Raw genomic sequence first — 26669 nt, forward strand, 5'->3', positions numbered from 1 at the left:
CCGACGGGCGGTGCGCGCTCCCCGGTACGCTGGAACCCATGCTCAACATGGCTGACGGCCTCGCCCGTCTCGGTGCGCTCGCCGGGAATCCGGTCGTCCGCACCCTCGCAGAGGCGTTCTCGGCTGCGGGCTACGATCTCGCCGTCGTCGGCGGCCCCGTGCGCGATGCTCTGCTCGGTCGCCCCACGCACGATCTCGACTTCACCACGAACGCACGCCCCGACGACATCCTGCGCATCGTCACGCCGATCTCGACCGCCCAGTGGGACATCGGCCGCGCATTCGGCACCATCGGCGCGCGGGTGCAGGGCGAGCAGGTCGAGGTCACCACGTACCGCGCCGACAGCTACGACGGGGTGACGCGCAAGCCGACCGTCGAGTTCGGCGACACGATCGACGCCGACCTGCACCGTCGTGACTTCACCGTCAACGCCATGGCGCTGCTCGTGCCCGAGGTGAAGCTCGTCGACCCGACCGGGGGAGTCGAGGACCTCGTCGGCGGTGTCCTGCGCACGCCCGCCGATCCCCAGATCTCGTTCGGCGACGACCCGCTGCGCATGCTGCGGGCTGCACGATTCAGCGCACAGCTCGGATTCCGGATCGACGACGGCACGGACGAGGCCATCACGCAGCTGCGCACGACCCTCGGGATCGTGAGCCCCGAGCGCATCCAGTCGGAGCTCGTGCGGCTGATGCAGACCGACGACCCCGTGCGCGGCATCCGTGTGCTCGTCGACACCGGCCTGATCGAGGAGTTCCTGCCCGAGGTGAGCGCGCTGCGCCTCGAGGTCGATGAGCACCATCACCACAAGGACGTCTACGAGCACTCGCTGACGGTGCTCAGCCAGGCGATCGCGCTCGAACGGTCGCGCCACCCGGGCTCGGCCCCCGACGTGCCCCTGCGGATCGCCGCGCTGCTGCACGACATCGGCAAGCCGCGCACGCGCAAGCTCGAAGACGGCGGTGCGGTCACCTTCCACCACCACGACGTCGTCGGCTCGCGCATGGCCCGCAAGCGACTGCAGTCGCTGCGCTTCGACACCGCGACCACGACGAGCGTCGCCACGCTCATCGAGCTGCACCTCCGCTTCTTCGGATACGCCGAAGGCGCATGGACGGATGCCGCCGTGCGCCGCTATGTGCGCGACGCCGGAGACGAGCTCGAGCGCCTGCACATCCTCACCCGCGCCGACGTCACCACCCGCAACAAGCGCAAGGCCGGACGCCTCGCCTCGGCCTACGACGACATCGAGTCTCGTATCGCCGCGCTGCGCGAGCAGGAGGAGCTGGACTCCATCCGCCCCGAGCTCGACGGCAACCGGATCCAGAGCATCCTGGGGATCGCGCCCGGCCGCGAGGTCGGCGAGGCCTACCGGTTCCTGCTCGAGGTGCGACTCGACGAAGGCGTGATCGGTGCGGATGCCGCCGAGCAGCGCCTCCGCGAGTGGTGGGCCGCGCGGGCCTGAGCCCGGTCGCTCAGGCGAAGGCCCTCACTCCTCCGACTCTTCGGTCTCGGCCGTGAGGCCCAGTGCCTCCCGCACGAGGTGGGAGATGTCGATCGAGATGATCCGCTCGCTCATGATCCGGTCTCAGGGAACGGGGGACTCGGTCGGCTGCGGCGACGGCGTCGGGCTCTCCTGCGCGGATTCGATGCTCGGCGCTTTCTGAAAGGGAGGCTCGGGGCGCGTGATCGCCGACGTGTCCGGCTGGAACATGTCGGTGTCGATGTCGGCCTCATCGAGCGGGTAGATGTTCCATACCGGCTTGCCGCGATAGTCCTCGATGGGAACGGTGGCGATGAGGCCGTCGTCCTGCACGCCGAACTGCGATTCTCCATCCTCGGTCGAGAAGAGATTCTGCCCACCGCTCGCTCCGTACAGGTCGAGCGGGGTTCCCTTGCCCGTGAAGAGCTGCACGCGGTCGATCGGATTCCCCTCCGCGTCGTAGGCGAAGATGTTGTTGATCTGCACGCCGTCGAGCATGAGGCCCTGCGGTGAGTACTCATCGCCGACGTACTCGACGCGCGGGGTGAGGGTCGACGCGAGGATGAACGGCAGCATCACCACGGCGATGACGCTCACAACTGTCCGCACATGACGCAGCCGGTTCTGAGGGAGCCACAGCCCGCGACCCCATTGCACGCTGACGATCACCAGCGCGAGGCCGATGAGCCAGTTCATCGGCGCGAGGGGCATGATCGCTCCGAGCGGAGTGCCGACGACGAGTGCGAACATCGCGATGCCCCGCAGAACCCACCACACCGGGCGCAGGGCGATGAGCAGATCGAGCAGCCAGGCTCCGAAGGCACTGCCGCGGATGCTGTCGGCGGTCGCCCTCCGCCAGGCCGCGAAGCGGTCCCGCATCCGGATTCGCTGACCGTCCTCCGACCGCGGGGGGAGCCCTGCGGCCGACCGCAGCTCCTCGGCGTAGGCCGCGGGATCGCCCAGTTCCAGGACGTCGTCGTTGTCGGCGGCCTGGTCGGCGAGGTCTGCGGCGAGTCCGCTCATGATCTCGTCGAGTTCGTCGGCGTGGAGGTCGTCGAGATGTGCGCGCACGGCTGAGGCGAACGCCTGGATCTGCTCGTCGATCGTGACGGCGGTGTCGTTCATCGGTTCTCTCCGATCGTGGATGGCCCGGTGCCTGAGTCGGCGGTGAGGAGGGCGGACATCGCGCCCGCGAAGTCCAGCCAGGTGACGGTCTGGGTGTCGAGAGCGGCGCGGCCCTGGGGGTTGATCGCGTAGTACTTGCGATGGGGACCGCCCTCGGAGGGGACGACGTAGCTCGCGAGGCTCCCTGCGGCATAGAGGCGACGCAGTGTGCCGTAGACCGACGCATCGCCGACATCGCCGAGGCCGGCGTCGCGCAGTCTGCGCACGATGTCGTAGCCGTAGCCGTCCTCGGTGCGCAGCACCGCGAGCACGGCGACGTCGAGCACTCCCTTGAGGAGCTGAGTGGTGTCCATCGGACCTCCTTCACTGCAATGCACGCTACCACGCACTGCACAGTAGTGCGCAAGGCGCACCCGGTCGTGTATCCATGGCGCCGGAATATCGCACCTTCCGCGCACGACATCCGGCTCCTACACTGAGGAAAAGCTCCGCCGACGACGATCGGAGATGCCATGGTGGCCCGGTGGGAGACGTCACATGGAGGCCCGCTCGAGACCTCTCGTCTGCTGGTCGAGCGTGCGCATGAGGAGCTGATCGCCGGCAATCTCGACGACCACCGACTGCAGCAGGTGCGCCCGCTGGTGCGGGAGTCGTGGGTCCGCTCCTGGCGTGGACGCGTGGGGCCCGAGAGCATGCCGGGGATAGCACTCGAGACCGAGGAGCTCGAGGCGTATCGGCTCACGCATCCGCTCGCCTCCGCGATGGACATGATCCGTGCCCTGCTCCTGCCCGGGCACGCGAAGGACACCGGGGTCGTCATCGCCGTCGGCGACCAGGCCGGTCGCCTGCTGTGGATCGAAGGCGATCGGGAGCTGCGAACCCTGACCGAGGCCATGGGCTTCGTCGCCGGGGCGAACTGGGCGGAGGATGCCGTCGGCACCTCGGCCCCCGGTACAGCGCTGGAGCTCGGACACTCGGTGCAGATCCGCGGCGCCGAGCACTACAACCGGCTCGTGCGACCGTGGTCCTGTTCCGCGGCGCCGGTGCGCGACCCCGAGACGCAGCGGGTGCTGGGGGTGATCGACATCACCGGCGGCGACGATGTGATCTCACCGCAGGCGCGGATGCTCGTCGATGCCACCGCTCGCGCGGTCGAGTCCGAGCTCATGGTGGCCCGCCTGCGGGCACGCGCCGACACCCCGCGGCCGACCACGATCGCATCACGCGCCAAGCCCACCAGACGCGCCACCCTGCACGTCCTCGGCAGAGACAAGGCGCGGCTCGAGACCGAGACCGAGCTCGAGGAATCGGTGATCGATCTCAGCGCTCGGCACGCCGAGATCCTGCTGATGCTCGCCATGCACCGTCAGGGACTGTCGGCCGAAAGGCTGAGCGAGCTGGTCTACGGCCCCGATGCCTCCGCCGACACCCTGCGCCCCGAGATGGTCCGCCTGCGCAAGGTGCTCGAGAAGCACGCCCCCGGCCTGGTGCCGGATTCCCGGCCGTACCGGCTGCGGGTGGCCCTCGAGACCGATGCGCAGGACGTACTGTCGCTGCTCGACCGCGGCGCGCACCGTGTGGCGCTCACCGCCTACCGCGGACCCGTGCTGCCGGAGTCGACCTCGCCCGGAGTCGAGGAGGTCCGCGAGACGGTCAGAGCCGCGTTGCGCGAGGCCATGCTGTCAGAGGCGAGCCTCGACGTGCTGCTCGCCTACGCCGACATCCCCGAAGGGCAGGCGGATGCCGCGGCGCTGCGCCTGGCGCTCGAGATGCTGCCGGCCCGGTCGCCCAGACGGGGCGGACTCGTCGCGCGCATCGAGCGCCTCGAGGAGCGCTGACGCCCGCAACCCGGTGCAACGTTGCGCATCGGGGTGCAACGTCGGTCGACCTACCTTCGAGTCATCAGCCGCAGCACCGACGCGCGGCCCGTCGAAGGAGTCACCGATGACCATCGTCGAAGAAGACGTCACCACTGCCCCGGCATCCACTGCGTATGCCGCCCCCGGCCAGCCCGGAGCCGTCGCCAGCTACCGTCCGCGCTACGGGCACTACATCGGCGGAGAGTTCGTCGACCCGGTCAAGGGACAGTTCTTCGAGAACGTGAGTCCGGTGAACGGCAAGACCTTCACGGAGGTGGGCCGAGGAACCGTCGAGGACATCGACCGCGCCGTGGACGTCGCCTGGAAGGCGTTCGCGAGCTGGGGGAAGACGAGCCCGGCCGAGCGCTCGGTGATCCTCAACCGGATCGCCGACCGCATCGAGCAGCACCTCGAAGAGATCGCGGTCGCCGAGACGTGGGAGAACGGCAAGCCGGTGCGGGAGACACTGGCCGCCGACATCCCGCTCGCCGTCGATCACTTCCGCTACTTCGCCGGCGTTCTGCGCGCTCAGGAGGGCGGCATCAGCCAGCTCGACGAGAACACTGTGGCGTACCACTTCCACGAGCCTCTCGGCGTGGTGGGCCAGATCATCCCCTGGAACTTCCCGATCCTCATGGCCGTGTGGAAGCTCGCGCCGGCGCTCGCCGCGGGCAACTGCGTGGTCATCAAGCCGGCCGAGCAGACGCCGGCATCCCTGCTCTTCCTGTTCGACATCATCGGCGACCTGCTTCCGGCCGGCGTCGTCAACATCGTCAACGGCTTCGGGATCGAGGCGGGCGCACCGCTCGCGCAGCACAAGCGCATCCGCAAGGTCGCCTTCACCGGAGAGACCACGACCGGGCGTCTGATCATGCAGTACGCCTCGCAGAACCTCATTCCCGTGACGCTGGAGCTCGGGGGCAAGAGCCCCAACGTGTTCTTCGAAGACGTCGCCCGCGACACCGCCGACCCGTTCTACGACAAGGCTCTCGAGGGCTTCACGATGTTCGCGCTGAACCAGGGCGAGGTGTGCACGTGTCCGTCTCGCGCTCTCATCCAGCGCTCGATCTACGACGGGTTCCTCGCCGACGGCCTCGAGCGGGTGAAGAAGGTCGTGCAGGGGAATCCGCTGGACCCGGCCACGATGATCGGAGCACAGGCGTCGAACGACCAGCTGGAGAAGATCCTCAGCTACATCGACATCGGCACGAAGGGCGGTGCGAAGCTGCTGATCGGTGGTGACCGCGTCGATCTCGGCGGCGACCTCAGCGAGGGCTTCTATGTCGCACCGACCGTCTTCGAGGGCACGAACGACATGCGCATCTTCCAGGAGGAGATCTTCGGGCCCGTGCTCTCGGTCACCTCGTTCGAGGACTTCGACGAGGGGATCTCGATCGCGAACGACACGCTCTACGGGCTGGGAGCCGGCGTGTGGAGTCGCAGCGGCGACACCGCCTACCGCGCGGGGCGTGCGATCGAGGCCGGTCGAGTCTGGACGAACACGTACCACCAGTACCCCGCGCACGCCGCGTTCGGCGGGTACAAGCAGTCGGGCGTGGGGCGCGAGAACCACAAGATGATGCTCGACCACTACCAGCAGACCAAGAACCTCCTGGTCTCGTACGCAGAAGGCCCGATGGGGTTCTTCTGAGCTCGGCGGCCGCCCTTCGTCTCGTCGCTGCGCTCCTCGCTCAGGGGGCGGGGCGGGGCGGAGCGAGACGGCCGCCTCCTGAGCGAGCGAAGCGAGACGAAGGACGGGACAGGACCATGGTGAAGATAGGCAGCTACCAGCGTGTGGACGTGACGGATGCCGCGGCATCGCTCGTCCGCGACCTCACGGTGCAGCACGGCCCCCTGATGTTCCACCAGTCGGGAGGATGCTGCGACGGCTCGTCGCCCATGTGCTTTCCGGTGGGCATGTTCCTGATCGGACCGAGCGACGTGCTCCTTGGCGCGCTCGACGTGGGACTCGATGCACCGGTGGAGGTCTTCATGTCGGAGTCGCAGTTCGAGTACTGGAAGTACACGCATCTCACGATCGACGTCGTTCCGGGGCGAGGAGCCGGATTCAGCGTCGAGGGGCCGACGGGGATGCGGTTCCTGATCCGTTCGCGAATGTTGAATGACGCAGAGCTCGAGTACTTCGGGCTCACGTCGTCATCGACCTGACGGCCCCGGGATCGACGCCGTGAGCGCATGGCGGGGCCGTGTCGTGGAGAGTGCGCAAAGGCGGAGGGAGGATGATGTGCCCCGTGGACACATTATCGGTCGCGAAGCTCGTCGCGGGGCGCCCCCTGGGGGAGCAGCTCTTTCACGTGCTGGCCGGGGCGATCGTCTCGGGCGAACTCGCCGAGGGGGAGCGGATCAACGACGAGAGCATCGCCCGGCACTTCCAGGTCTCGCGGATGCCGGTGCGCGAGGCCTTGCAGCGGCTGGACAGGCTGGGCCTCGTGCAGATCCTGCCGAGCAGGCGCACCGTCGTCACCGTCGTCACCGAGCAGTCGATCCGAGAGGCTCTCTCCTACGCGGGCTACGAGGCCGGTGTCGCCGTGCACGCCGGACTTCCGCGATGCAGCCCTGACGAGCGGATCGAGGCCGAGGCGCTGGTGCGCGCCGTGGTGGATGCGCTGGACGAGCCCGCTCGGGCCTCGAAGGCCCGGCGAGACCTGTACGCCTACTTCTCGGAGCGTGCGGGCAACGAGCTCCGGCACGCCCACATGATCGACATGGAGTACGTCTTCGAACGCACCCTGCGTGATCTGGTGCCGCCCGTAGAGAACCTCGGCGAGGTCACGCGCGCATACGCGGACCTCGGTCGCGCGATCCTCGACGGCGACCACATCGAGGCCGAGCGACTGGCGCGCGCACTGCACGGGATCGGCGGCATCGGCATCGGCCGCGCCGCGGACTGACGGTCAGCGCGGCAGGCGGGGGACCGCCGCCACCAGCGCCCGGGTGTACGGGTCGCTCGGGGCGTGCAGAACGGATGCCGTCGAGCCCTGCTCCACCACCCGACCGTGCTGCAGCACGAGCGTGCGGTCGCAGGCCGAGGCGATCGCGCTGAGGTCGTGCGACACCATCACGAGCGACAGCCCGTTCTCACGACGCAGCCGGTCGAGCAGCTCCAGCACCTGCACCCGCGTCGTCACGTCGAGGGCGCTGACCGGCTCGTCCGCGAGCAGCACTCGGGGACGCGAGACCACAGCCCGCGCGATCGCGATGCGCTGACGCTGTCCACCCGAGAACTCGTGCGGATAGCGGCGGGCGGTGTCGGCGGGCAGGCCGACCGAGTCGAGAGCCTCGGCGATGCGGCGTTGCGCGTCGGCGCCCGATGCGAGGCCCAGCGAGCGGAGAGGCTCGCCGACGATGCGGTCGATGCGCTGCCGGGGGTCGAGCGAGGAGTACGGATCCTGGAACACGGGCTGCACGGCCGTGCGGAAGCGGCGCATCTGCGCGCGGCGCGCCGACAGGCTCAGCGACCCGGGGTTCAGGGGCTCGCCCTCGAACAGCACCTGTCCGCCGCGGGGTGCCGACAGCCCGAGCAGCAGACGGAGGATCGTCGACTTGCCCGCGCCGGACTCGCCGACGAGACCGAGGGAATCTCCCTCGTCGAGGTGCAGCGAGACGTCGTCGAGCACCCGTCGGGAACCGTAGGCGAAGCCGGCCCCCCGCAGTTCGAGAAGGCTCATGCTCCGGCCTCCCGCTCGTCGATGGGGTCGTCGAGGAACGCATCGAGCGCGCGGGCGCTGTCGACCAGCATCCGTGTGTACGGCTCCCCCGGCTCCTGCAGCACCTGCGAGACCGTGCCCGCCTCGACGACGAGGCCGTCGCGCAGCACGACGATGCGGTCGACCATCCGTGACACGACGGCGAGGTCGTGGCTGATGAACAGCAGCGCCATGCCCCGCTCGGCGACGAGGCGCTCGAGCAGGCTCAGCACGGCATCCTGCACCGTCACATCGAGCGCGGTCGTCGGCTCATCCGCGATGAGCAGCTGCGGCCTGGCGGCGAGGGCGATCGCGATCGCGACGCGCTGACGTTGACCGCCCGAGAGCTCGTGCGGGTACGCGCGGCCGATGCGGGGATCGGGCAGCGCGACCTCGTCGAGTGCGGCGGCGACGGCGCTCTTCAGCTCCGCTCCGCGCAAGCCCAGGTGGCGCCGCAGCGGCTCGGCGATCTGTCGTCCGACGCGCATCAGCGGATCGAGCGCGGTGAGCGGCTCCTGGAACACGATCTGCACGACCGGACCGCGCAGGCGGCGCAGGTCGGCATCCGGAGCGCCGACGACCTGCTGCCCGTCGAGCAGGACCGACCCCGACGACCTCAGCGCCTCGGGGAGCAGACCCGTCACGGCGAGCGAGGTGAGCGATTTGCCCGACCCCGACTCCCCGATCAGGCCCAGCCTCTCGCCGGGTGCGACGGAGAACGAGACATCGCGCACCGGTGCTGCCGAGCCGGATCTCACGGTGAGGGCGGAGACGTCGAGAATGCTCATCGGCTCCTCCGGCGGGTCGGGTCGGCGAGGTCACGCAGACCGTCGGCGAGGAAGTTCACTCCGAGCACGAGCGCGATGATCGCGATGCCGGGGGCGATGGCTCCGACGGGTGCGGTGAGCACGGTGCCCTGGGCCTCCTGCAGCATCCGCCCCCACGAGGCGTTGGGGGGAGGGGCGCCGAGTCCGAGGTACGACAGGCTCGCCTCCGCGAGCACGGCCGCGCCGAACTGCAGGGCGAGGCTCACCGCGAGGGTCGGGGCGATGTTGGGGAGGACGTGCTGGAAGACGATTCCGAGCACGCCCGTGCCACTGGTGCGTGCGGCGGTGACGTACTGCTCCTGCAGCACGCGCTGAGCGAGGATGCGGGTGAGGCGCGCCACCACGGCGGACATCGCCAGGCCGATCGCCAGCACCGCCGACCACAGCGAGGCGCCCTGGATCGCGACGACCAGCATCGCCAGCAGCAGCACCGGGAATGCGATCACGACGTCGAGCCCGGCCGAGAGGGTGTCGTCGACCCACGGACGAGAGAACGCGGCGAGAAGGCCGATGATCGTGCCGAGCACAGCGGCGATCGCGACCGCGCAGGCGCCGACGATGAGCGCGATCCTGGCGCCCCACATGAGCTGAGACAGCAGGTCGCGACCGAGGCGGTCGGTACCGAGCAGGTGCAGACCGCTGGGCCCCTCGAGGCGGCTGCCGCTGGTGTCGGCGAGCGGGTAGGGCAACCAGAACAGCGACACCAGGGCGATGAGCACGATCGTGCCGGTGAGGACGAGGCCCAGGATCAGGGTCGCCTTCGGTCGCCTCCGCACGGCGACGGAGTCGGTGACGAGCTGTTCGACGACGCCGCTCATCGATTGCCCGAGACGCTCGTGCGCAGACGCGGATCGATCAGACGCTGCACGATGTCGGCGGCGAACCCGACCAGCAGCACGAAGAGGGTGCTCACAACCAGTACGCCCTGGATGACCTGGAAGTCGTGTTGCTGGATGGCCGACAGCAGCAGGCTCCCGAGACCGGGGAGGGTGAACACGCTCTCGACGACCACCGCCCCGAGCAGCGTCGTCGACAGCTCGATGCCGAGGATCGCGACGACGGGCACGGCGCCGTTGCGCACACCGTGGCGCAGCAGCGCCTCGGACATGGCGGATCCGCCGGCGCGGGCGGTGCGGAGGTAGTCGCTGCCGAGCACGTCGAGCGTCGCCGAGCGGACGTAGCGGCTGAGCGACGCGCTCATGACGATCACGATGGTGATCACCGGGAGGGCGAGCGAGCGCAGCGCGTCGCCGGGGTCCTCCCAGTCGTCGCGGGGGAACCCTCCGGAGGGCAGGACACCGAGACCGAGCGCGAAGATCCAGACCAGCACGACCCCGACCCAGAACACGGGCACGGCGACTCCCAGCTGCGCGAACCCCGAGAGCGCCACGCCGTACCAGCGGTCCGACTTCACGGCCGCGACGATGCCGATCGCCAGCGACACGAGCAGGGCGAGGCCGAACGCGATGAGCGTGAGTGGGACGGTCACGGCGAGACGTGCCGCGATGTCGGGCCCGACGGGCCGGGAGCTGAGGAAGGACTCACCGAGATCCAGACGCAGCAGCTGTCCCGCCCAGGTCGCGAACTGCTGCAGCACGGGCTGGTCCGAGCCGACCTGCGCCCGCGCCGCGGCGATCTGCTCGGGGGTCGCATTGACCGAGAGCAGGGCGTTCGCCGGGTCGCCGGGCAGCAGCCGCAGCAGCACGAAGATGGCGATCATCGCGACGATGAGCGACACCACCAGGAAGGCGAGGCGACGGAGCAGGTAGGCGAGCATGGCTTCTCAGGACGACGGTGCGGAGGGGATGCCGACCCGCGGCATCCCCTCCGACATCAGGACTTGACGATGTCGTAGGCGAAGAACTGCGAGTTCAGGCCGTTGACCGGGTATCCGCTGAGGTCGCTGGAGGCAACCACGATCTGCGGGTAGAGGTACAACCATACGCTCGCCGCATCCTCGGCGATCTTCTCGTTGACCTGCTTCAGCAGAGCCGTCTGCTCGTCGGTCGTGGCGGCCTGCTCGGCCGCCGAGACCCACTGCTGCACCTCGGCGTCGTCGTAGCCCCAGTAGAAGTCGGGATTGCCGTACCAGACCACATCGCGGTCGTTCACGTGCTCCTGCAGGGTGGCCTCGAAGTCCTGCTCCTTGAACACCTTGGTGTACCACTCGTCGGCGCTGATCGTGTTGATCTCGACGGTGATGCCGACCTCGGCGAGCTGCGACTGCAGGAACTCCGCCACGGCGGGATGCGGGTCGTAGCTCGGGGTGTCGAGCGTGAACGTGAAGCCGTCGGCGTAGCCGGCCTGCGCGAGCAGGTCCTTCGAGAGGTCGACGTCGTACGGGTTCACCGCGGTGAGGTCCTCGTACCAGGGGTCGGTCGGCGGGACCATCGAGCCGATGAGCGTGCCGTAGTCGCCCCAGATGGACTCGAGGAGCTTCTTCGTGTCGATGGCGGAGTAGATCGCCTTGCGCACGAGTGCGTTGTCGAAGGGGGCGACGCGGTCGTTGAACGCGAGCAGCTCCTTCGTCGTCGACGTGCCTTCGCTGATGACGTAGTCGTCACCTGCGAACTGGGCGAGCGAGTCGGGGCTCTGCACGCTCGTGATCACGTCGATCTCGCCCGTGAGCAGGGCGTTGTTCTCAGCGGTGGCGTCGGTGAAGTAGGTGTAGACGACCTCGGCGTTCGTGGCGGGCTCGCCCCAGTAGTCGTCCCAGCGCTCGAGGGTGAGGGTCGAGCCCTTCTTCCACTCGTCGAGCGTGTAGGGACCGGTGCCGTCTTCCTTGCCGGTGATGTCGCCCGCCTCGTCGTTCACGATCCAGACGTAGCTGAGGTTGTAGAGGAACGAGATCGACCGCTGCGACAGCGTGAAGACGACGGTCTGGTCGTCGGGCGTCGCGATGTCGGAGATGGTGGTGAAGCTCGACTTGCGCGCCGACACGGAGTCCTCGGCGGTGACGGCCTCGACGCTCGACTTCACGTCGGCGGAGGTGAGCGGGTCGCCGGAGTGGAACGTCACGTCGTCGCGCAGCGTGATCGTGTAGGTGAGGCCGTCGTCGGACACCTGGGCGTCTTCGGCGAGCAGCGGCTCGACGTCGCCGTCGTCGGTCAGACGGTAGAGACCCTCGTAGACGTTGCCGGTCAGCGCCTCGGTCACACCCTGGCCGCCGCCCTGCGTGTTGCTCAGGTTGGTGGGCTCGTACAGCGACCCGATGAAGATGGTGGCGTCTTCGCTCGCGGCGTCGTCGGTGGCGCCCGACGCGCAGCCGGTCACGAGGGCGAGCGTGGCGACGGCGCCGAGCGCGCCGAGGATGCGGGTTCTTCTCATGAGTACTCCAGGGTGAGAGTGTGCGGCGTCACGCCGCGTAGATGTCGAAGCCGTCGCGGAAGACGACGTTCTTCTCGCCTGCTCGGATAGGCAGGGGGAAGCGATTGGATGCCGGCGGCAGCGGGCAGTTGTACTGGGCGCTGAATCCGCACGGGGGCACGAAAGCCCGGTTGAAGTCCAGCACGACGGTGCCCTCGTCGTCGCGCAGCTGCACGAACAGGAAGCGCCCGGAGCCGTACGTCTCGGATCCGTTGGTCTCGTCGCCGAACACGAGCAGCAGCGTGCCCCCGTCGTCGAAGGCGGCGAGGTCGTACTCCCGGCCGTCGAGCTCGACGCGGATGTCGCCCGGCACGACGAGATCGCGGGTGCCTCCGTTGTCGCGGATGTGCTCGAACGACACGCGACGCTCACCCGACACGGGCGTGAAATGGCCCTCGAGCACCCAGGCGGGGTCGTACTCGTAGGTGTCGATGCGGTCGAACGCGCGGATCGCGGGTGCGTCGGCATCCCACACGCGCAGCCCGTGCTCGGGCGCACCGGTCTCGATGTTCGTGCGCTGGAGCGGGGTCACGGTGACGGTCTCGCGTGCGGACCGTCGCTCGGCCTCGAGATCGGGCAGATCACCGGTCCACCGGGTCTCTGTCAGCGCCAGGTTGCCGGTCGCCGAGGTGACGGAGGCACGGCGGTCGGCCTGCCACTGGGTGTGTTCTGAGAGTTCGGACATCGTCTTCCATTCTCTTGCATGCAGAACGGCCCAGGGCCGCCGCCGTCACCCGGGGTAATGACAGCGAAATCCGCGCCATCGACATCCGGCGCGTGCACGAGAGCCTTTTCTCTCATGCACGAATGTCGCCCTGATAATGACGATATGGCGAGTAATTCGTGCATCGGCGCACGGGATTCAACGTGTTCGGTGGACTATTCCCGACGCAATGGAATGCAACGTACATCGGTATACCATTACTCGTATACGCGCAGAGTCGTCAGTCCCCAGCTGACCCGCGCGTGGACGGTTCGACCGTCCTGCGGAGGGAGAGTCAGATCTTCCTCTGATCCCGAGGGGGGATGGGGTGGGTCGCTGTTCCCCAGACAGCCCCACCCCCACAACCCCGCCTCGGGCTCCCTTCTCAGAAGGATCTGAACCAGATCCAGAACGCGGCGAAGCCGATCACGACGACGATCGGCAGCCAGCGGAAGCTCCGCTTGAGCCTGCGTCCCTCATGCGCCACCCCCGGCGGCGGCGAGAGCAAGCCGGCCGGCGGTGCGAACGGCAGCCGCGGATTCGCGGCCGACGAGGCGGCATCACCGCGAGAGGATGCGGCGGCCGTCGGATTCTCCTGCAGCAGTCTCTCGTCTCGCCAGCGCTCCCACTGATCGAGCTTCGTGATCACGGCGCCCACCGCGCCGAACAGCCAGCCCCACGTGGCCGGGTCCAGCGTCGACGCCTTGCGCTGCGTGTAGAGGAACAGCCAGTCGTCGACGATCTCGACATCGAGTTCCGCCGCGTTGTCGATGAACCGGGCCATGATGTCGGGCGTGAAGAGGTAGAGAGCGTCCTGCTCGTAGCCCTCCGGGCAGTACAGCGTGAAGTACCGATCGAAATCGCCCTCGAGCGACAGGCGCTGCTCGCGCTGGAACGACGCGGGCAGATTCGTCCCGAAGCCGTTGTTGCCCTTCGCATCGAGCACGATGTTCGGAAGCGGCACGTCGAGCTTGACGGCGACATAGCCCCAGTGGTGTGTGGTCGAGTTCTTTCCCGACCCCGTCGTATACCGGTAGTTGCCGAACTCGACGAAACGGGGCACGGTGCCGCGCACGAGATCCGTGGCCTCCCGCGAGCGTCCGAGGCCGAACAGCATGCCCGGCAGGCGCGGATCGGACACCCGCGCCTCATACGACATGCCGTTCGCCCGGGCGAACGCATCGAGGCGATACCGCGCGACCCGGGTGCGGCGCCAGCTCACGACCCCGATCGAGATCGCGACGGCGGCCGCCGCGAGGATGCCGATACCGGCCACCGACGACGACCCCCCTGAGCCTGTGAGCAGTGAGAACATCGTCGCGCCGACGAACGTGAGGGCGACGAGGAACACGAGTCCGACGATCACGACGGTGATGATCGTCGAGACCGAGGATCCGGACGAACCCCGCGTGCGGAGTTCGGCGCTGAACGCGCTCACGGCCCGCGCATCCACGGGATCGGTGAGCGGGCGCGCGTCGAACGACGGAGCCGACTGCGGTGCGGTCATCGGTTCACCTCATCGGCGTCCCAGGTCAGGTCGGCGTTCTCGGGGATCGGGAAGGCCTCGAGGCGCTCATCGGCGCAGATGGCGGCGATGAGGGCGCCGGATCCCGCGACGATCGTCGAGTCGTAGTCGATCTCGCTCACGAGAATCCAGGCCCGGTCGTCGGGCCAGAGGATCGAGGGTGTCTGCGCCCGGGGGGCGAAGCCGTGCGCCTCGCTCGGGAGGTCGCGCCACGGAACGTGCAGCACCCAGTCCGGACGGGTGAAATCGCTGATCGCCCCGTGGAACAGCACGTGATCGCGCCCGGGGAGGTGGAACCGCGGCCCTTCCGAGATCTCGCGCGACAGGATGCCCTCCTGCCAGGTCGGCTTGCGGAACGAGTTGTTCAGCGGGTCGTGGATGCTGCGATCGAGCATCGCCTGGTGATTCGGGTCGTCACTGAACGGGAGGAAGTCCCGGGACGGGGAGTGGCCGAGGAATCCGACCAGATCTCCCCGCCCCGCCCAGAGCGCCGCGAGGCCAGCATCCGGGGTCGTGGTGTGGGAGACGAGGTGCGAGGCGATGATCGACAGGGTCTCCGGCGCGATCTCGCCCTCGAACGGTGCGGTGAATTCCCGACCGTCGGGCGAGAGTCGCAGGTGCCAGTCGCCGTCGGTCGGCGTGCGCACGATGCGCTGCCACTGGGCGAGCGGATGCAGCGTCGTGCCGAACGCGGACGCCGTCTCGGCCCACGTCGCGGGCTCGTCGACGTACTGGTCGCGCAGCCGCAGGTGCTCGGCCTCTGACATCCGCTCGTATTCCTCGTGCGAGGGCACGGGACGGTCGGGGAGCGACCGCACGGTCGCCGGGTGCAGGATGCGCGCGTACGCCGCGAATCCGTGCGGGACCACGGCGTGCATGGTCGCGTTCCACGGGTCGTCGAGGTGCTCACGCAGCCAGTCCCCGGCCGAGGTGTCAGACATCCAGTGCATGCGACCCACGGTACCGGCGCGGAAACTCTTCACCCGAGGGCGCGGCGGAGGGGCCAGAATATGCGGAGGAGTGCGCTGTCCGTCGCAGACGGGCGCGGGAAACGAGACGGTTCGGGAGGGCGTCCGATGATCGATGGTGTCTCAGTGGTGTCGGGCGAACGGGTCTTCCGTCGGCATCCGGCTCGGGCCGTGGTGAGCGCGATCCTGCTCTCGTCGGTGCTGTCGGCGGCGACGCTGTTCATCCTCCCGCAGTTCCTGCCACGCCGGATGGACCTCTCGACGCGGGGGATGATCGTGCTGGCGGTGGCGATCGCCCTGACCCTCGTGGTCTTCGTGTCGATCCTCTGGCTGCGCAACACCCGCATCGTCGTGCGTTCAGACCAGGTCGAGGTCGGTCGCGCCGGGAACCGCGAGGTGTACGACCGCGCCACCACCGCCTTCCGATCGAAGATCACCGAGCACCGCACGAACGGACTGCGCAGTGGCATCACCCGTGCACTCATCATCGAGAACGCCGGCCGGGAGATCACGGTGGAGCTCCCCGGATTCACGCGTGCGACGTTCAACGACCTGATGGCGACGCTCAACCCGATCGCGCCGTCGCCTGCGACGGACCCCGTCGCCGCAGCCAGGGAGAGAGCGCAGCTGCCCTCCTCGTTCACGGTCGATGCGTCGGGCGAACGTCGGCTCGCGAACGGGCTGGCGATCGGCGCGGTCGTGCTGCTCGTCGTCGCCGCGGCCGTCGTCGTGCTCGCCCTGCAGCCCGGCTTCCTCGACGGGGAGCTCTCTGCGCTGGTGCTGCTGGTGCCGTTCGCGGGGCTCGCCGGCATCGTGCTCGCGATCGGAGCGCTCCAGCGACGGCGCGTGCTGAAGGCGATCCCTGCGCACATCACGGTGAGTCACCACGGCCTGCGTCTCGACGACGCCGATCTGCCGTTCTCTCAGCTCACCCGCATCTGGCTGACGCCGCCGGGGTACCCCGTCAGGCGCATCCGGTTCGAACGGGTGGCGGGCCGCGCGACCGTGCACGTGCTGGGGTCGCCGCGCGTGCAGATGACTCCGGAGTACACGGCCCTCTTGCTCGCGCTGCGGGCCGAGACCGCTCAGCACCCCGAGATGCTTCGGCTCGACCTCGAATGAGGGTCAGACGAAACGGTGCCGACGATGAGCGCCGCCGCCGTTTCGTCTCACGACCTTCGACGCGCGAGCGGCCGGGCCAGACGGTTCACCGGCGGTTCTGAGCGCTGCCGGGACGCCCTCCATAATCGGATCATGACGTCCTCTGCATCCATCCCTTCGCTCGACGGCCGCCGCTTCACGATGGTCTCCTCGACCACCTCGGTCGTCGACGCCGATGCCCCCAGCGAGTTCGTCTACCGCGAGAAGGACGGCGCGATCTGGGGCGACTACTCGGGCGACACGGTGACCTTCGGCCGTTTCGTCGGCACCCGCACCGGCGACACCATCTGGGTCTCGTTCGTGCACGTGCTCGCCGCCGACGGCACCGTCGTCACCGGCAACGGCGAGAGCGAACTCGAGCTCACCGACGACGGCCGCATCCGGCTCGTCGAGCACTACGAGATGCACGACCTGCCTCAGCTCAGCATCTGCGAAGAGGCCGCGGCGGCCTGACCTCCTGCGTTCGGCTTCGCGGTTCCTGAGCGCCCTTCGTCTCGCTTCGCTCGCTCAGGGTGCGGGGAGTGTGCGCGTCGGACGCCCTTCGTCTCGCTTCGCGGTTCCTGAGCGCCCTTCGTCTCGCTTCGCTCGCTCAGGAACCGGAGCGCAGCGACGAGACGAAGGGCGCTCAGGATGCGGGGGCGGGATGGGCTCAGCGCGGGGGAAGCGCGTCGCGACCCGGAGTCGCCGGCGTCCACCGCGTCATGCCCAGAGGCGTCGCCAGATCGCGCTCGGGCAGATCGCTCGGCAGCAGATACGACCGGCGGATGACCTCGTCGAGGACGACGACGCTGACCACCGTGCGCACCTCGGGCAGCTGCGCGATGACGCCGGTCGTGAACTCGTGAACGCCGCTGACGTCGACGGCCCTGATCAGCAGCATCGCATCGTGCTCGCCGGTCGTGATCGCGCACCATTCGATGTCGGGCATCTCGAGCACGCTCTCGCGGAACGACGCCCAGGCCTGCGGGTGCACGGTGACGAAGACGAGCGCGCCGATCGACAGCCCGGCCTTCGATTGATCGACCCTCGCGCTGAAGCCCGTGATCACCCCGTCCTGCATGAGCGACTCGACGCGCGTGTAGGCGTTGGCCCGCGAGATGCCGACCGTCTCGGCCAGCGCGGCGATCGAGATGCGACCGTTATCGCGCAGCGTCTCGAGGATTCTGTATCCGATGTCGTCCAGTGGGGCGCCACTTCGTCCAGATTGCCTCGCAGCTTCGTCGCTCTTGGTGGACACAATGCTCCTCACGGAAGGGGTCTTGGACAGACTGTGATGCGGTCTGCATTCTTGCTGGACACATAGTCCCATACAATGCGAATCTGATCACCGGTCGTCCACCCGGCGTCGACCGAACCCGTTGAACTCCTCGCCCTTGGAGGCCCCCATGTCGTCACGTCGCAGCACGTCCGTCATCGCGATCGGAGCCGTCGCGCTCCTCGCTCTCGCAGGTTGCTCCGGTGGCAACTCGGCGAACACCGGGGGCGACTCCGCAGGCTCCGACTCGCTCGTCATCGACACCGCGTTCTCGATCGAGACGACCGACCCCGGGCACACCTACGACCCGACCGGCAACATGATCGCGAAGGCGCTCTACGAGACCCTCGTCGACTTCGAGGGCTCCGACGTGTCGACCCCTGTTCCCGGGCTCGCCTCGTGGGAGCAGAACGACGAGGCCACCGAGTTCACGTTCACGCTCGAGGGCGACCGGGTCTTCTCCGACGGCTCGCCGATCGAGGCGAAGGACGTCGTCTTCACCCTGCAGCGCATCCAGGGCATGACCGACGCCAAGCCCAACTTCCTCCTCGGCGGACTGACGATCACCGAGGTCGACGACAAGACGATCTCGATCACCTCGGAGACGCCCCTGCTGCAGCTGCCGGCGATCCTCGCGAACCCGGCCCTGGGCATCGTGAACTCCGATGTCGTGATCGAGAACGGCGGAACGACCGACGGTTCCGACACCGCGCAGGAGTTCCTCGACGGGACCTCGGCCGGTTCCGGTCCGTTCGTGCTCGACACCCTCGACCTGTCGTCGCAGGTCGTGCTGACCAAGAGCGACGAGTACAACGGTGACGAGAAGGCCGCCTACGGCCGCGTCGTCGTGCGTAACGTCTCCGAAAGTGCGACGCAGCTCGCGAACCTCAAGGGCGGCGACTCCATGGTCGCGATGGACCTCAACGGCGACCAGGTCTCGGGCCTCGGCGACGGACTGAACGTCGAGTCGGTGCCGTCGGGTCAGACCATCTTCCTGCTGCTGAACCAGTCCGAGGCCGTCGCGGGCGACCTCGCCAACGTCAAGATCGCCGAGGCGATCCGCTACGCCCTCGACTATGACGCGCTGCTCGAGCTCGCGGGTGCGGGCGCCGTGCAGGCGACCGGAGTCATCCCTCCCGGATTCGAAGGCGCGCTCGACAGCGGTGTGGAGCAGGACCTCGACAAGTCCAAGGCTGCTCTGGCAGAGGCCGGCTACACCGGCCAGACCCTGAAGCTGCAGTTCCCGAACGACTACCCCGTCGGCGGTGTGGAGTTCACCCCGCTCGCCGAGCGCGTCCAGGCGCAGCTGGAGGATGCCGGCATCACCGTCGAGCTCGCTCCGGCGCCGTTCGCCACCGAGCTCGACGCCTACGTCAACGGGACCGAGGGCTTCGGCCTCTGGTTCTGGGGCCCCGACTACGCCGACTCCGCGAACTTCCTCCCGTTCGCTCCGGGCCTGAAGGTCGGACTCCGCGCAGGATGGGCCGCCGAGGCGAACCCCGAGATCGCGGGCATCGCGGCCGGAGCCGCCGCGGCGACCGACGAGGCCCAGCGCAGCGATGCCTTCACCTCGTTCGCCGAGGCGATGCAGGCCGAGGGCCCCTTCGTTCCGCTGATCGTCCCCGGTCGCAACATCGCCACGGCTGACGCCGTCACCGGCGCCGTGTACAACTCGGTGTGGGAGATGGACATCGCCGAGATCACGCCTGCCGGCTGAGCGGAGCGCGCACATGACGACGGTGGCCGTGCGACGGCAGGCACAGCGTCGCAGGTCTCCGCTCGTCGGATACCTGCTGCGCAGGATCGGCACCTCCCTGCTGCTTCTGGTGGGGGTCACGATCGTGACCTTCGCGCTGACGAACCTCGTGCCCGGCGACCCCGTGTCGGCGGCGCTGGGTGAAGGCGCGTCGCAGAACCCGGCGACGCGCGAGGCGTTCATCAAGGCGCAGGGCCTGGATCAGCCGCTCTTCGTGCAGTACTTCATCTACATGGGGAACCTGCTGCGCGGCGACCTCGGACGATCGCTGGTGACCGGGCGACCGGTCGCCAGCGATCTGGCCACGGCGGTGCCCGCCACGATCGAGATCGCGATCGGCGCCATCATCCTCAGCCTCGCCGTCAGCGTGGTGCTCGGCACCCTCGCCGCGTACCGTCGCGGGCTCGTCACCGACCAGGTCATCCGCATCGTCACGCTGGTCGGACTGAGCGTTCCGACCTTCTGGCTCGCTCTGGTCAGCTTCTACGTGTTCTTCCTCGAGCTGCGGATCGCTCCGGGATCCGGCCGCATCTCGCCCTCGATCACCCCGCCGCCACGCATCACCGGGCTCTACACCGTCGATTATCTGCTCAACGGCGATGGCGTCGGGTTCGCCGACGCGCTGGCCCACCTCGCTCTCCCCGTGATGGTGCTCTCGCTCGTCACGATCGGCCTGCTCACCCGCTTCATCCGCACCTCGGTGCTCGAAGTGCTCGGCAGCGACTACGTCCGCGCGGCCAGGGCCAAGGGCCTTCCCGCGATGCGCGTGATCCTCGACTACGTCCTGCGGGGCGCCTCCCTGCCGATCCTCACCGTGGTCGGCGTCGCGTTCGGCTCGCTGCTGTCGGGCACCGTGCTCGTGGAGTCGGTGTTCGCGTGGCCGGGGCTGGGCACCTACGCCTACAACTCCGCGGCGAACCTCGACCTCCCCGGCATCATGGGCGTGGGTCTGGTCGTCGGGGTCATCTACCTCCTCATCAACTTCGTCGTCGACCTGCTCTACGGCGTCCTCGACCCGAGAGTGAGGATCGCATGAGCCGCATCGACTCGGCATCCGGCCCCTGGCGGTTCCGGTTCCGCTGGCCGCGCGCGTGGCGTACGCCCCTGGGCGTGATCGGCACCGTGGTCGCGGGAGCGTGGATCATCGTCGCCTTCACCGCCCAGTGGTGGGTGCCGTTCGGTCCGAACGCGCAGGTGCTCCCTCGCCTGCAGGCCCCCGGCATCGACACCCTGCTCGGCACCGACGGCAACGGCCGCGACATCTTCTCCCGTCTGATGACGGGCGCCACCGTGAGCCTGCCGCTCGCGCTGATGCTCGTGATCGCCGCGATGGTCATCGGCACCGTGATCGGCGCGGTCGCCGGCTACTTCGGCGGCTGGGTCGATGAGACGCTCATGCGCATCACCGACCTGTTCATGGCGTTCCCGACGGTCATCCTCGCGATGGTCGTGGCGGCGTCGCTCGGGCCGTCGCTGTTCAACGCGGTGATCGCGGCGATCGTGGTTTCCTGGCCGCAGTACTCGCGTGTCACCCGCAGCATCGTGCTCGGACTCCGCGGGCAGAACTATGTGATCGCCGGGCGCCTGCTCGGCCACTCCCCGCTGCGGACGCTGTTCGTCGACATCCTGCCGAACATCGCCGGACCCGTGCTGGTGCTCGCGACGCTCGACATCGGCGCGGCGATCCTGCTGCTCTCCGGCCTCTCGTTCCTCGGCCTCGGCGCGCAGCCGCCGACCGCCGAGTGGGGATCCATGATCTCGGCCGCCATGCAGAACTTCGACGCCTGGTGGCTGGGGGTCTTCCCCGGCCTCGCGATCCTCACGGTGGTGCTCGCCTTCAACTTCCTGGGCGACGCGATGCGCGACATCCTCGACCCGACGGCCGAGGTCACGCACGAGAAGCAGGCCGACCACGCCGCATCCGCGAAGGGGGTGGCAGCATGACCGTCTCGACGACACCCGCGCTGAGGATCCGTGACCTGACGATCGACATCGGGCGTCCCCTCGTGCACGGCATCTCGCTCGACCTCGAGGCCGGCCGCATCCACGGGCTCGCCGGAGAATCCGGGTCGGGCAAGACGCTCACCTCCCTCGCCGTGCTCGGGCTGCTGCCTCGGCAGGCGCGCACCGGAGGATCCATCACGCTCGCGGGGGAGGAGCTGGTCGGCATGCGCCGCCGGGCGCTCAACCGCATCCGCGGCCGTCGCATCGCGATGATCTTCCAGGACCCGTCGGCGTCGCTGCACCCGCAGCTGCCGATCGGTCGGCAGCTCACCGACCACATGCGCGTGCATCTCGGCCTGCGCGGCGAGGCGGCGAAGGCCAGGGCCGTCGAGTTGCTCGAGACGGTGCAGGTGCCGAATCCGGATGCCGCGCTCAAGCGCTACCCGCACCAGTTCTCCGGCGGTCAGCGCCAGCGCATCGCGATCGCCTGCGCTCTCGCGTGCGACCCCGAGGTGCTGCTGGCCGATGAGCCGACCACCGCGCTCGACGTCACGGTGCAGGCCGGCATCCTTCGGCTGCTGCGCGATCTCGCGACCGAGCGCGACCTCGCGGTGCTGCTCGTCACGCACGACCTCGGTGTCATGAGTGCGATCGCCGACGAGGTCGCCGTCATGAAGAACGGACGGATCGTCGAGCGGGCCGACCGCGAGACGCTGTTCCGCGACCCGCAGCACGAGTACACCCGCACGCTGCTCGCTGCGTTGCCGGGGTCGAAGCTCGAGATCGCGGATGCCGATGCCGCAGTGCGGGATCCCGAGCTGCTGGATCCCGTGCTGTCGGATGCTGAGCTGTCGGATGCTGCGGGGGAGGCCCGAGATGAGTGAGATCGCCGTCCTCGATGCGAAAGACGTGGTCGTCCGGTACCCCGGCAGCCCGCCGGTCGTGGCCGTCGACGGCGTCTCGCTGACCGTCGCGCCGGGTGAGACCGTGGCGCTGGTCGGAGAATCCGGCAGCGGCAAGTCGAGCCTCGCCCGCGCGGTCGTGGGCATCGAGAAGCTCGCCGGGGGAGAGGTGCGCTTCCGTGATGCGCCCGTCACGCCGCTCGGCATCCGCCGTCGCAACGTGGCCCTCACCGGCATCCAGATGGTGTTCCAGGATCCGTCGACGTCGCTGAACCCGCGCCGTCGTGTGGGCGATCAGATCGCCGACGGCATCGCCACGGCGCGCGCTCGCGGCGCCGAGGGTTCGACCGTCGCGGAGTGGCTCGAACGGGTCGGGCTGCCGACCGAGGTCGCCACGCGATTCCCGCACCAGTTCTCGGGCGGTCAGAAGCAGCGCCTCGCGATCGCGCGGGCGCTCGCCGCCCGGCCCTCACTGCTCGTCGCCGACGAGCCGATCTCGGCTCTCGACGCCTCGACCCAGACCAGCGTCGCGGGTCTCATGCGCGACCTCGTGGCCGAATCCGGCGCCGGGATGCTGTTCATCTCGCACGACCTCGCCGTCGTCCGTCGCATCGCCGACCGCACCTTCGTGATGTTCGCGGGTCGGGTGCTCGAGGCGGGGGCCACCGACCGCGTGTGGTCTGCGCCGCAGCATCCGTATACTCAGGCGCTGCTCGCCGCGATCCCCGAGCCCGACGGTGCCGGACGCATCCCGATCGCGCCGTCGACGAACGAGCGCACCGTGTGGTCGGAGATCGCCCCCGTCATCGACTGACGCCGCGCTCGGTCTCGCCTTCGGGAGGAGAACTCCGCCTCGGGAGGATGCTTTCGGCTGATCTCTCCTCCCGAGGGCGAGTTCTCCTCCCGAAGGTCACACCGATGCATGGCCCGCGTGCTTCTAGATAAGCTTAGGCAACCCTTATCTGAGCGAACAGGTCTCTCCATGCCACTCACCCGCACCACGGCGCTCGGCGCCCTCCTCGTCGCCGTCGTCTCCGCAGCGGCGCTGACCGCGTGCGCCCCCGCCGCCGAGAACACCGACGGCGCCCCCGTGGTCGATTCCGACGCCTTCCCGGTCACGGTCGAGCACGCCTACGGAGACACCGAGATCCCCGAGCAGCCGCAGCGCGTCGTGACCGTCGGCGTCACCGAGCAGGACACCCTGTGGGCGCTCGGCGTGAAGCCCGTCGGCGTCACCGAATGGTACGGAGGCCACGACTTCGCCTCCTGGCCCTGGGCCGACGACGCCCGCGGCGACTCGGAGCCGGAGGTGCTCTCCACCAGCGACGGACTCGACTTCGAGGCGATCGCCCTGCTCGACCCCGACCTGATCATCGGCACCAACGCGGGGATGACGGAGGAGGACTACGACCGCCTCTCCGACATCGCCCCCACCATCGCGCACTCGGGCGACTACTCGATGTACTTCGAGCCGTGGGATGTGCAGACACTCCAGATCGGTGAGGCGGTGGGCCTGAAGGACGAGGCGCAGCAGCTCGTCGACGACATCGACGCGCAGTTCGCGGAGGCCGCCGCCGCCCACCCGGAGTTCGCCGGAAAGTCGATCGTGTTCCTGCAGAACGCGATCTACGACGGCGCGGCCATCGCCTACCAGGACGGCCTGAGCACCGACTTCCTCACCGATCTCGGCTTCACGATCCCCTCGGAGATCGACGCCTACGCACCCGACGACGCCTCCGGCGGGCAGGCGACCATCCCGGTCGAGAACCTCGACGTGCTCAACTCCGCCGACGTGCTCATCTGGGGCACCGAATCGGATGACGACATCGCCGCGCTCGAGGACGAGCCGTTCGTCACCGCGATCAGCGCCATGCAGAACTCGTCGGTCGTCTACACCGACGGCGTCACCGCCGGGGCGATCTACTTCACCTCGGCCCTGAGCCTTCCCTACGTGCTCGACTCCCTCGTCCCCGCGCTCGCGGACGCCGTGGCAGGCGACGGGCCGGCGCGCACCGCCGAGTGACCGCGCCCGCGCGCACGAGTCGCGATCCGCACCGGGTGTCCACCCGGCGGGCCGCGCTCGTCGTCGTGCTCGCCGTCGTCGCGCTGCTCGCGACCGTTTTCGTGGGCCTCACGGTCGGGACGAAGATGGTCGGGCTCGACACCGCCGCCGATGCGATCCTCCGGTTCGACGGCAGCGACCTGCAGCTGGTCGTGCGCGAGTCGCGCATCCCGCGCACCGTGCTCGGCCTCGTCGTCGGCCTCGCGCTGGGGGCCGCGGGCGCCGTGATGCAGGGCCTCACTCGCAATGCACTCGCCGATCCCGGCATCCTGGGCGTGAATGCGGGAGCATCCGTGGCCGTCGCGATCGCCGTCGCCGCCCTCGGCATCCGCGACCTCCCCCACCTCATGGCTTTCGCCCTCGCCGGAGCGCTCGTGGCGACCATCGGGGTGGTGCTGCTCGGAGCCGCGGGCGGCGGCAGCCCCGTGACGCTCATCCTGTCGGGCGTCGCGCTCGCCGCGGTGCTGGGCGGCATCACGACCGCACTCGTGCTGCTGAATCCGACGGCGTTCCTGCAGATGCGCAGCTGGGAATCGGGGGCCCTCGCCGGACGAGACCTCTCGATCCTCCTCACGGCAGGACCCCTGATCGCCCTCGGTCTCGCCGTCGCCCTGCTGATGACCCGCGGCCTCGACGTGTTCGCCCTCGGCGATGAGACCGCCGCGGCGCTCGGCGTCAGGATCGGCCGGCTCCGCGCCGCGGCCGTCGTCGCCGTCACCCTGCTCGCGGGAACGGCGACGGCGATCGCCGGTCCGATCGCGTTCCTCGGTCTCGCCGCCCCGCACATCGCGCGCGGGGTCGTCGGAGCCTCGCAGAAGGCCGTCGTCCCGCTCGCAGCGGTCATCGGCGCGATCGTCGTCGTGCTCGGCGACGTCATCGGCCGGGTGATCATCGCGCCGCAGGAGGTGCCGGTCGGCATCGTGATGGCGTTCGTCGCCGCTCCCTTCCTCATCTGGATCGGCCGACGCAGGAACCCGGTGCAGCTGTGAGCGCCGACGCCCGCCGGGCCCTGCGTCGGGCACGCCGCACGCTCGATCGCCGGGGCCGCATCGCGATGAGCATCCTCGTGGCCGCGCTGCTGGTGTCGTTCCTGGGCGGCCTGTCGATCGGCGACACCGTGCTGTCGCCGATCAGGGTGGTCCAGGCCCTGTTCGAGACCGACGGCGGCATCCGCATGGTCGTGGTCGACTGGCGTCTGCCGCGGGCGCTCGCCGCGGTGTTCTTCGGAGCCGCGCTCGCCCTCTCGGGGACCGTCTTCCAGACCATCACCCGCAATCCGCTGGGCAGCCCCGACGTGATCGGACTGACGACCGGCGCCTACACGGGCGCCCTGATCGTGATGACGAGCGGCAGCGGGTCAGGCCTCGCCGTCGCGATCGGTGCGATCCTCGGCGGCTTCGGCACCGCCGCGCTCGTGGCACTGCTCATCGCCGGTCGAGGGGCGCTGGGATACCGCATCGTGATCGTCGGCATCGGGGTGAGTGCGGTCCTGGCGGCGATCAACTCCTGGATGCTGCTGCGCGCCCGGCGAGAGGTGGCGGTCTCCGCGGCGATCTGGGATGCCGGATCGCTCAACGGTGTCGGCTGGGCGCAAGCCCTGCTGCCGATCGCGGTCGTGACGGTGCTCATGATTGTGCTGTGGCTCGCGCAGCGCGGACTGTGGCTGATCGAGCTCGGCGACGACATCGGCACCAGCCTGGGCGGACGGATGGGTCTCACCAAGGCCGGGCTCGTGGCCATCGCGGTCGGCCTGATCGGTGTGGTGACAGCGGTGATCGGTCCCATCGCGTTCATCGCACTCGCCGCTCCGCACCTCGCGAAGCTGATCGCGAAGAACGGCCCCGCGCACCTGATCGCGACCGCGCTGATGGGAGCGACGCTGCTCTCGCTCGCCGACATCATCGGACAGAACGCCGTGCCGAAGCACGCGCTGCCGGTCGGCGTCGTCACCCTCGTTCTCGGCGGGGTGTACCTGATGTTCCTCGTGGTGCGCACGGCGCGACGACGGTTCTGAGTCCGCGGCCG

Annotated in this window: 26 protein-coding genes; 15 read left to right on the plus strand and 11 right to left on the minus strand. The window is 69.1% G+C overall.

Going from position 1 to position 26669, the window contains the following annotated elements:
- Positions 1 to 38: 38 nt before the first annotated feature.
- Positions 39 to 1466, plus strand: a complete 1428-nt coding sequence (locus tag FQ142_RS01560) for a CCA tRNA nucleotidyltransferase (RefSeq protein ID WP_149421948.1) — start codon at positions 39 to 41, stop codon at positions 1464 to 1466.
- A 123-nt stretch (positions 1467 to 1589) separates the two neighbouring features.
- On the opposite strand, the gene FQ142_RS01565 is transcribed toward FQ142_RS01560, so the two are convergent.
- Positions 1590 to 2609 (minus strand): hypothetical protein, encoded by a 1020-nt coding sequence (locus tag FQ142_RS01565; protein ID WP_149421949.1) that lies wholly within the window; start codon positions 2607 to 2609, stop codon positions 1590 to 1592.
- Positions 2606 to 2962 (minus strand): PadR family transcriptional regulator, encoded by a 357-nt coding sequence (locus FQ142_RS01570; RefSeq protein WP_056414491.1) that lies wholly within the window; start codon positions 2960 to 2962, stop codon positions 2606 to 2608. Before FQ142_RS01570 ends, FQ142_RS01565 begins: the two co-directional genes overlap by 4 nt.
- Before the next feature lie 159 nt (positions 2963 to 3121).
- On the opposite strand from FQ142_RS01570, the gene FQ142_RS01575 reads away from it, so the two are divergent.
- From FQ142_RS01575 to FQ142_RS01590, 4 genes are all read left to right on the plus strand, one after another.
- Complete coding sequence (locus FQ142_RS01575) at positions 3122 to 4447, plus strand: helix-turn-helix domain-containing protein (protein WP_149421950.1); 1326 nt, start codon at positions 3122 to 3124, stop codon at positions 4445 to 4447.
- A gap of 106 nt (positions 4448 to 4553) precedes the next feature.
- On the plus strand, positions 4554 to 6119 hold the full coding sequence (locus FQ142_RS01580) for an aldehyde dehydrogenase family protein (protein WP_056414498.1): 1566 nt from the start codon (positions 4554 to 4556) through the stop codon (positions 6117 to 6119).
- 116 nt (positions 6120 to 6235) lie between these two features.
- Positions 6236 to 6637: a DUF779 domain-containing protein gene (locus FQ142_RS01585; RefSeq protein ID WP_149421951.1), complete on the plus strand. Its 402-nt coding sequence runs from the start codon at positions 6236 to 6238 to the stop codon at positions 6635 to 6637.
- Positions 6638 to 6720: 83 nt separating this feature from the next.
- Positions 6721 to 7380, plus strand: a complete 660-nt coding sequence (locus FQ142_RS01590; RefSeq protein WP_188042268.1) for a GntR family transcriptional regulator — start codon at positions 6721 to 6723, stop codon at positions 7378 to 7380.
- A gap of 3 nt (positions 7381 to 7383) precedes the next feature.
- Here the strand turns inward: FQ142_RS01590 and FQ142_RS01595 are convergent, their stop codons facing one another.
- The 8 genes from FQ142_RS01595 to FQ142_RS01630 all read right to left on the minus strand — a co-directional run bounded on the left by FQ142_RS01595 (position 7384) and on the right by FQ142_RS01630 (position 15537).
- The gene (locus FQ142_RS01595; RefSeq protein WP_149421953.1) at positions 7384 to 8157 is read right to left on the minus strand and encodes an ABC transporter ATP-binding protein; all 774 of its coding nucleotides are present in this window, start codon (positions 8155 to 8157) and stop codon (positions 7384 to 7386) included.
- Positions 8154 to 8963 (minus strand): ATP-binding cassette domain-containing protein, encoded by an 810-nt coding sequence (locus FQ142_RS01600; protein ID WP_149421954.1) that lies wholly within the window; start codon positions 8961 to 8963, stop codon positions 8154 to 8156. Before FQ142_RS01600 ends, FQ142_RS01595 begins: the two co-directional genes overlap by 4 nt.
- Positions 8960 to 9820, minus strand: coding sequence for an ABC transporter permease (locus FQ142_RS01605; protein WP_149421955.1), 861 nt, complete (start codon positions 9818 to 9820; stop codon positions 8960 to 8962). Before FQ142_RS01605 ends, FQ142_RS01600 begins: the two co-directional genes overlap by 4 nt.
- On the minus strand, positions 9817 to 10779 hold the full coding sequence (locus tag FQ142_RS01610) for an ABC transporter permease (protein ID WP_149421956.1): 963 nt from the start codon (positions 10777 to 10779) through the stop codon (positions 9817 to 9819). The genes FQ142_RS01605 and FQ142_RS01610 overlap by 4 nt, the downstream gene beginning before the upstream one ends.
- 56 nt (positions 10780 to 10835) lie before the next feature.
- Positions 10836 to 12329, minus strand: coding sequence for an ABC transporter substrate-binding protein (locus tag FQ142_RS01615; protein ID WP_149421957.1), 1494 nt, complete (start codon positions 12327 to 12329; stop codon positions 10836 to 10838).
- Between the two features lie 28 nt (positions 12330 to 12357).
- On the minus strand, positions 12358 to 13053 hold the full coding sequence (locus FQ142_RS01620; protein ID WP_056414522.1) for a DUF1684 domain-containing protein: 696 nt from the start codon (positions 13051 to 13053) through the stop codon (positions 12358 to 12360).
- A gap of 403 nt (positions 13054 to 13456) precedes the next feature.
- Positions 13457 to 14578 carry a hypothetical protein gene (locus FQ142_RS01625; protein WP_149421958.1) on the minus strand — a complete coding sequence of 374 codons (1122 nt, stop codon included), beginning with the start codon at positions 14576 to 14578 and terminating at the stop codon, positions 13457 to 13459.
- Complete coding sequence (locus FQ142_RS01630; protein WP_262492019.1) at positions 14575 to 15537, minus strand: hypothetical protein; 963 nt, start codon at positions 15535 to 15537, stop codon at positions 14575 to 14577. The genes FQ142_RS01625 and FQ142_RS01630 overlap by 4 nt, the downstream gene beginning before the upstream one ends.
- A gap of 135 nt (positions 15538 to 15672) precedes the next feature.
- Between FQ142_RS01630 and FQ142_RS01635 the strand changes: the two genes are divergently transcribed.
- A complete protein-coding gene (locus tag FQ142_RS01635) occupies positions 15673 to 16686 on the plus strand; it encodes a hypothetical protein (RefSeq protein ID WP_149421960.1) in 1014 nt (337 codons plus the stop codon).
- 132 nt (positions 16687 to 16818) lie between these two features.
- The gene (locus FQ142_RS01640) at positions 16819 to 17178 is read left to right on the plus strand and encodes a hypothetical protein (RefSeq protein WP_262492020.1); all 360 of its coding nucleotides are present in this window, start codon (positions 16819 to 16821) and stop codon (positions 17176 to 17178) included.
- 196 nt (positions 17179 to 17374) lie between these two features.
- On the opposite strand, the gene FQ142_RS01645 is transcribed toward FQ142_RS01640, so the two are convergent.
- Positions 17375 to 17962 (minus strand): Lrp/AsnC family transcriptional regulator, encoded by a 588-nt coding sequence (locus tag FQ142_RS01645; protein WP_235564038.1) that lies wholly within the window; start codon positions 17960 to 17962, stop codon positions 17375 to 17377.
- Positions 17963 to 18110: 148 nt separating this feature from the next.
- Between FQ142_RS01645 and FQ142_RS01650 the strand changes: the two genes are divergently transcribed.
- The 8 genes from FQ142_RS01650 to FQ142_RS01685 all read left to right on the plus strand — a co-directional run bounded on the left by FQ142_RS01650 (position 18111) and on the right by FQ142_RS01685 (position 26658).
- Complete coding sequence (locus FQ142_RS01650; RefSeq protein ID WP_056414538.1) at positions 18111 to 19697, plus strand: ABC transporter substrate-binding protein; 1587 nt, start codon at positions 18111 to 18113, stop codon at positions 19695 to 19697.
- 13 nt (positions 19698 to 19710) lie between these two features.
- Positions 19711 to 20772, plus strand: a complete 1062-nt coding sequence (locus tag FQ142_RS01655) for an ABC transporter permease (protein WP_149421961.1) — start codon at positions 19711 to 19713, stop codon at positions 20770 to 20772.
- Positions 20769 to 21680, plus strand: coding sequence for an ABC transporter permease (locus FQ142_RS01660; RefSeq protein WP_149421962.1), 912 nt, complete (start codon positions 20769 to 20771; stop codon positions 21678 to 21680). Before FQ142_RS01655 ends, FQ142_RS01660 begins: the two co-directional genes overlap by 4 nt.
- Positions 21677 to 22564 carry an ABC transporter ATP-binding protein gene (locus FQ142_RS01665; RefSeq protein WP_149421963.1) on the plus strand — a complete coding sequence of 296 codons (888 nt, stop codon included), beginning with the start codon at positions 21677 to 21679 and terminating at the stop codon, positions 22562 to 22564. The genes FQ142_RS01660 and FQ142_RS01665 overlap by 4 nt, the downstream gene beginning before the upstream one ends.
- Positions 22557 to 23396 (plus strand): ABC transporter ATP-binding protein, encoded by an 840-nt coding sequence (locus FQ142_RS01670; RefSeq protein WP_149421964.1) that lies wholly within the window; start codon positions 22557 to 22559, stop codon positions 23394 to 23396. The genes FQ142_RS01665 and FQ142_RS01670 overlap by 8 nt, the downstream gene beginning before the upstream one ends.
- Before the next feature lie 168 nt (positions 23397 to 23564).
- Positions 23565 to 24605, plus strand: coding sequence for an ABC transporter substrate-binding protein (locus tag FQ142_RS01675; protein WP_149421965.1), 1041 nt, complete (start codon positions 23565 to 23567; stop codon positions 24603 to 24605).
- A 35-nt stretch (positions 24606 to 24640) separates the two neighbouring features.
- Positions 24641 to 25633, plus strand: a complete 993-nt coding sequence (locus FQ142_RS01680) for a FecCD family ABC transporter permease (protein ID WP_262492021.1) — start codon at positions 24641 to 24643, stop codon at positions 25631 to 25633.
- On the plus strand, positions 25630 to 26658 hold the full coding sequence (locus FQ142_RS01685; protein WP_149421966.1) for a FecCD family ABC transporter permease: 1029 nt from the start codon (positions 25630 to 25632) through the stop codon (positions 26656 to 26658). Before FQ142_RS01680 ends, FQ142_RS01685 begins: the two co-directional genes overlap by 4 nt.
- Positions 26659 to 26669: the final 11 nt, after the last annotated feature.

The sequence above is a fragment of the Microbacterium sp. ANT_H45B genome (genome assembly GCF_008369345.1).
Lineage (GTDB): Bacteria > Actinomycetota > Actinomycetes > Actinomycetales > Microbacteriaceae > Microbacterium.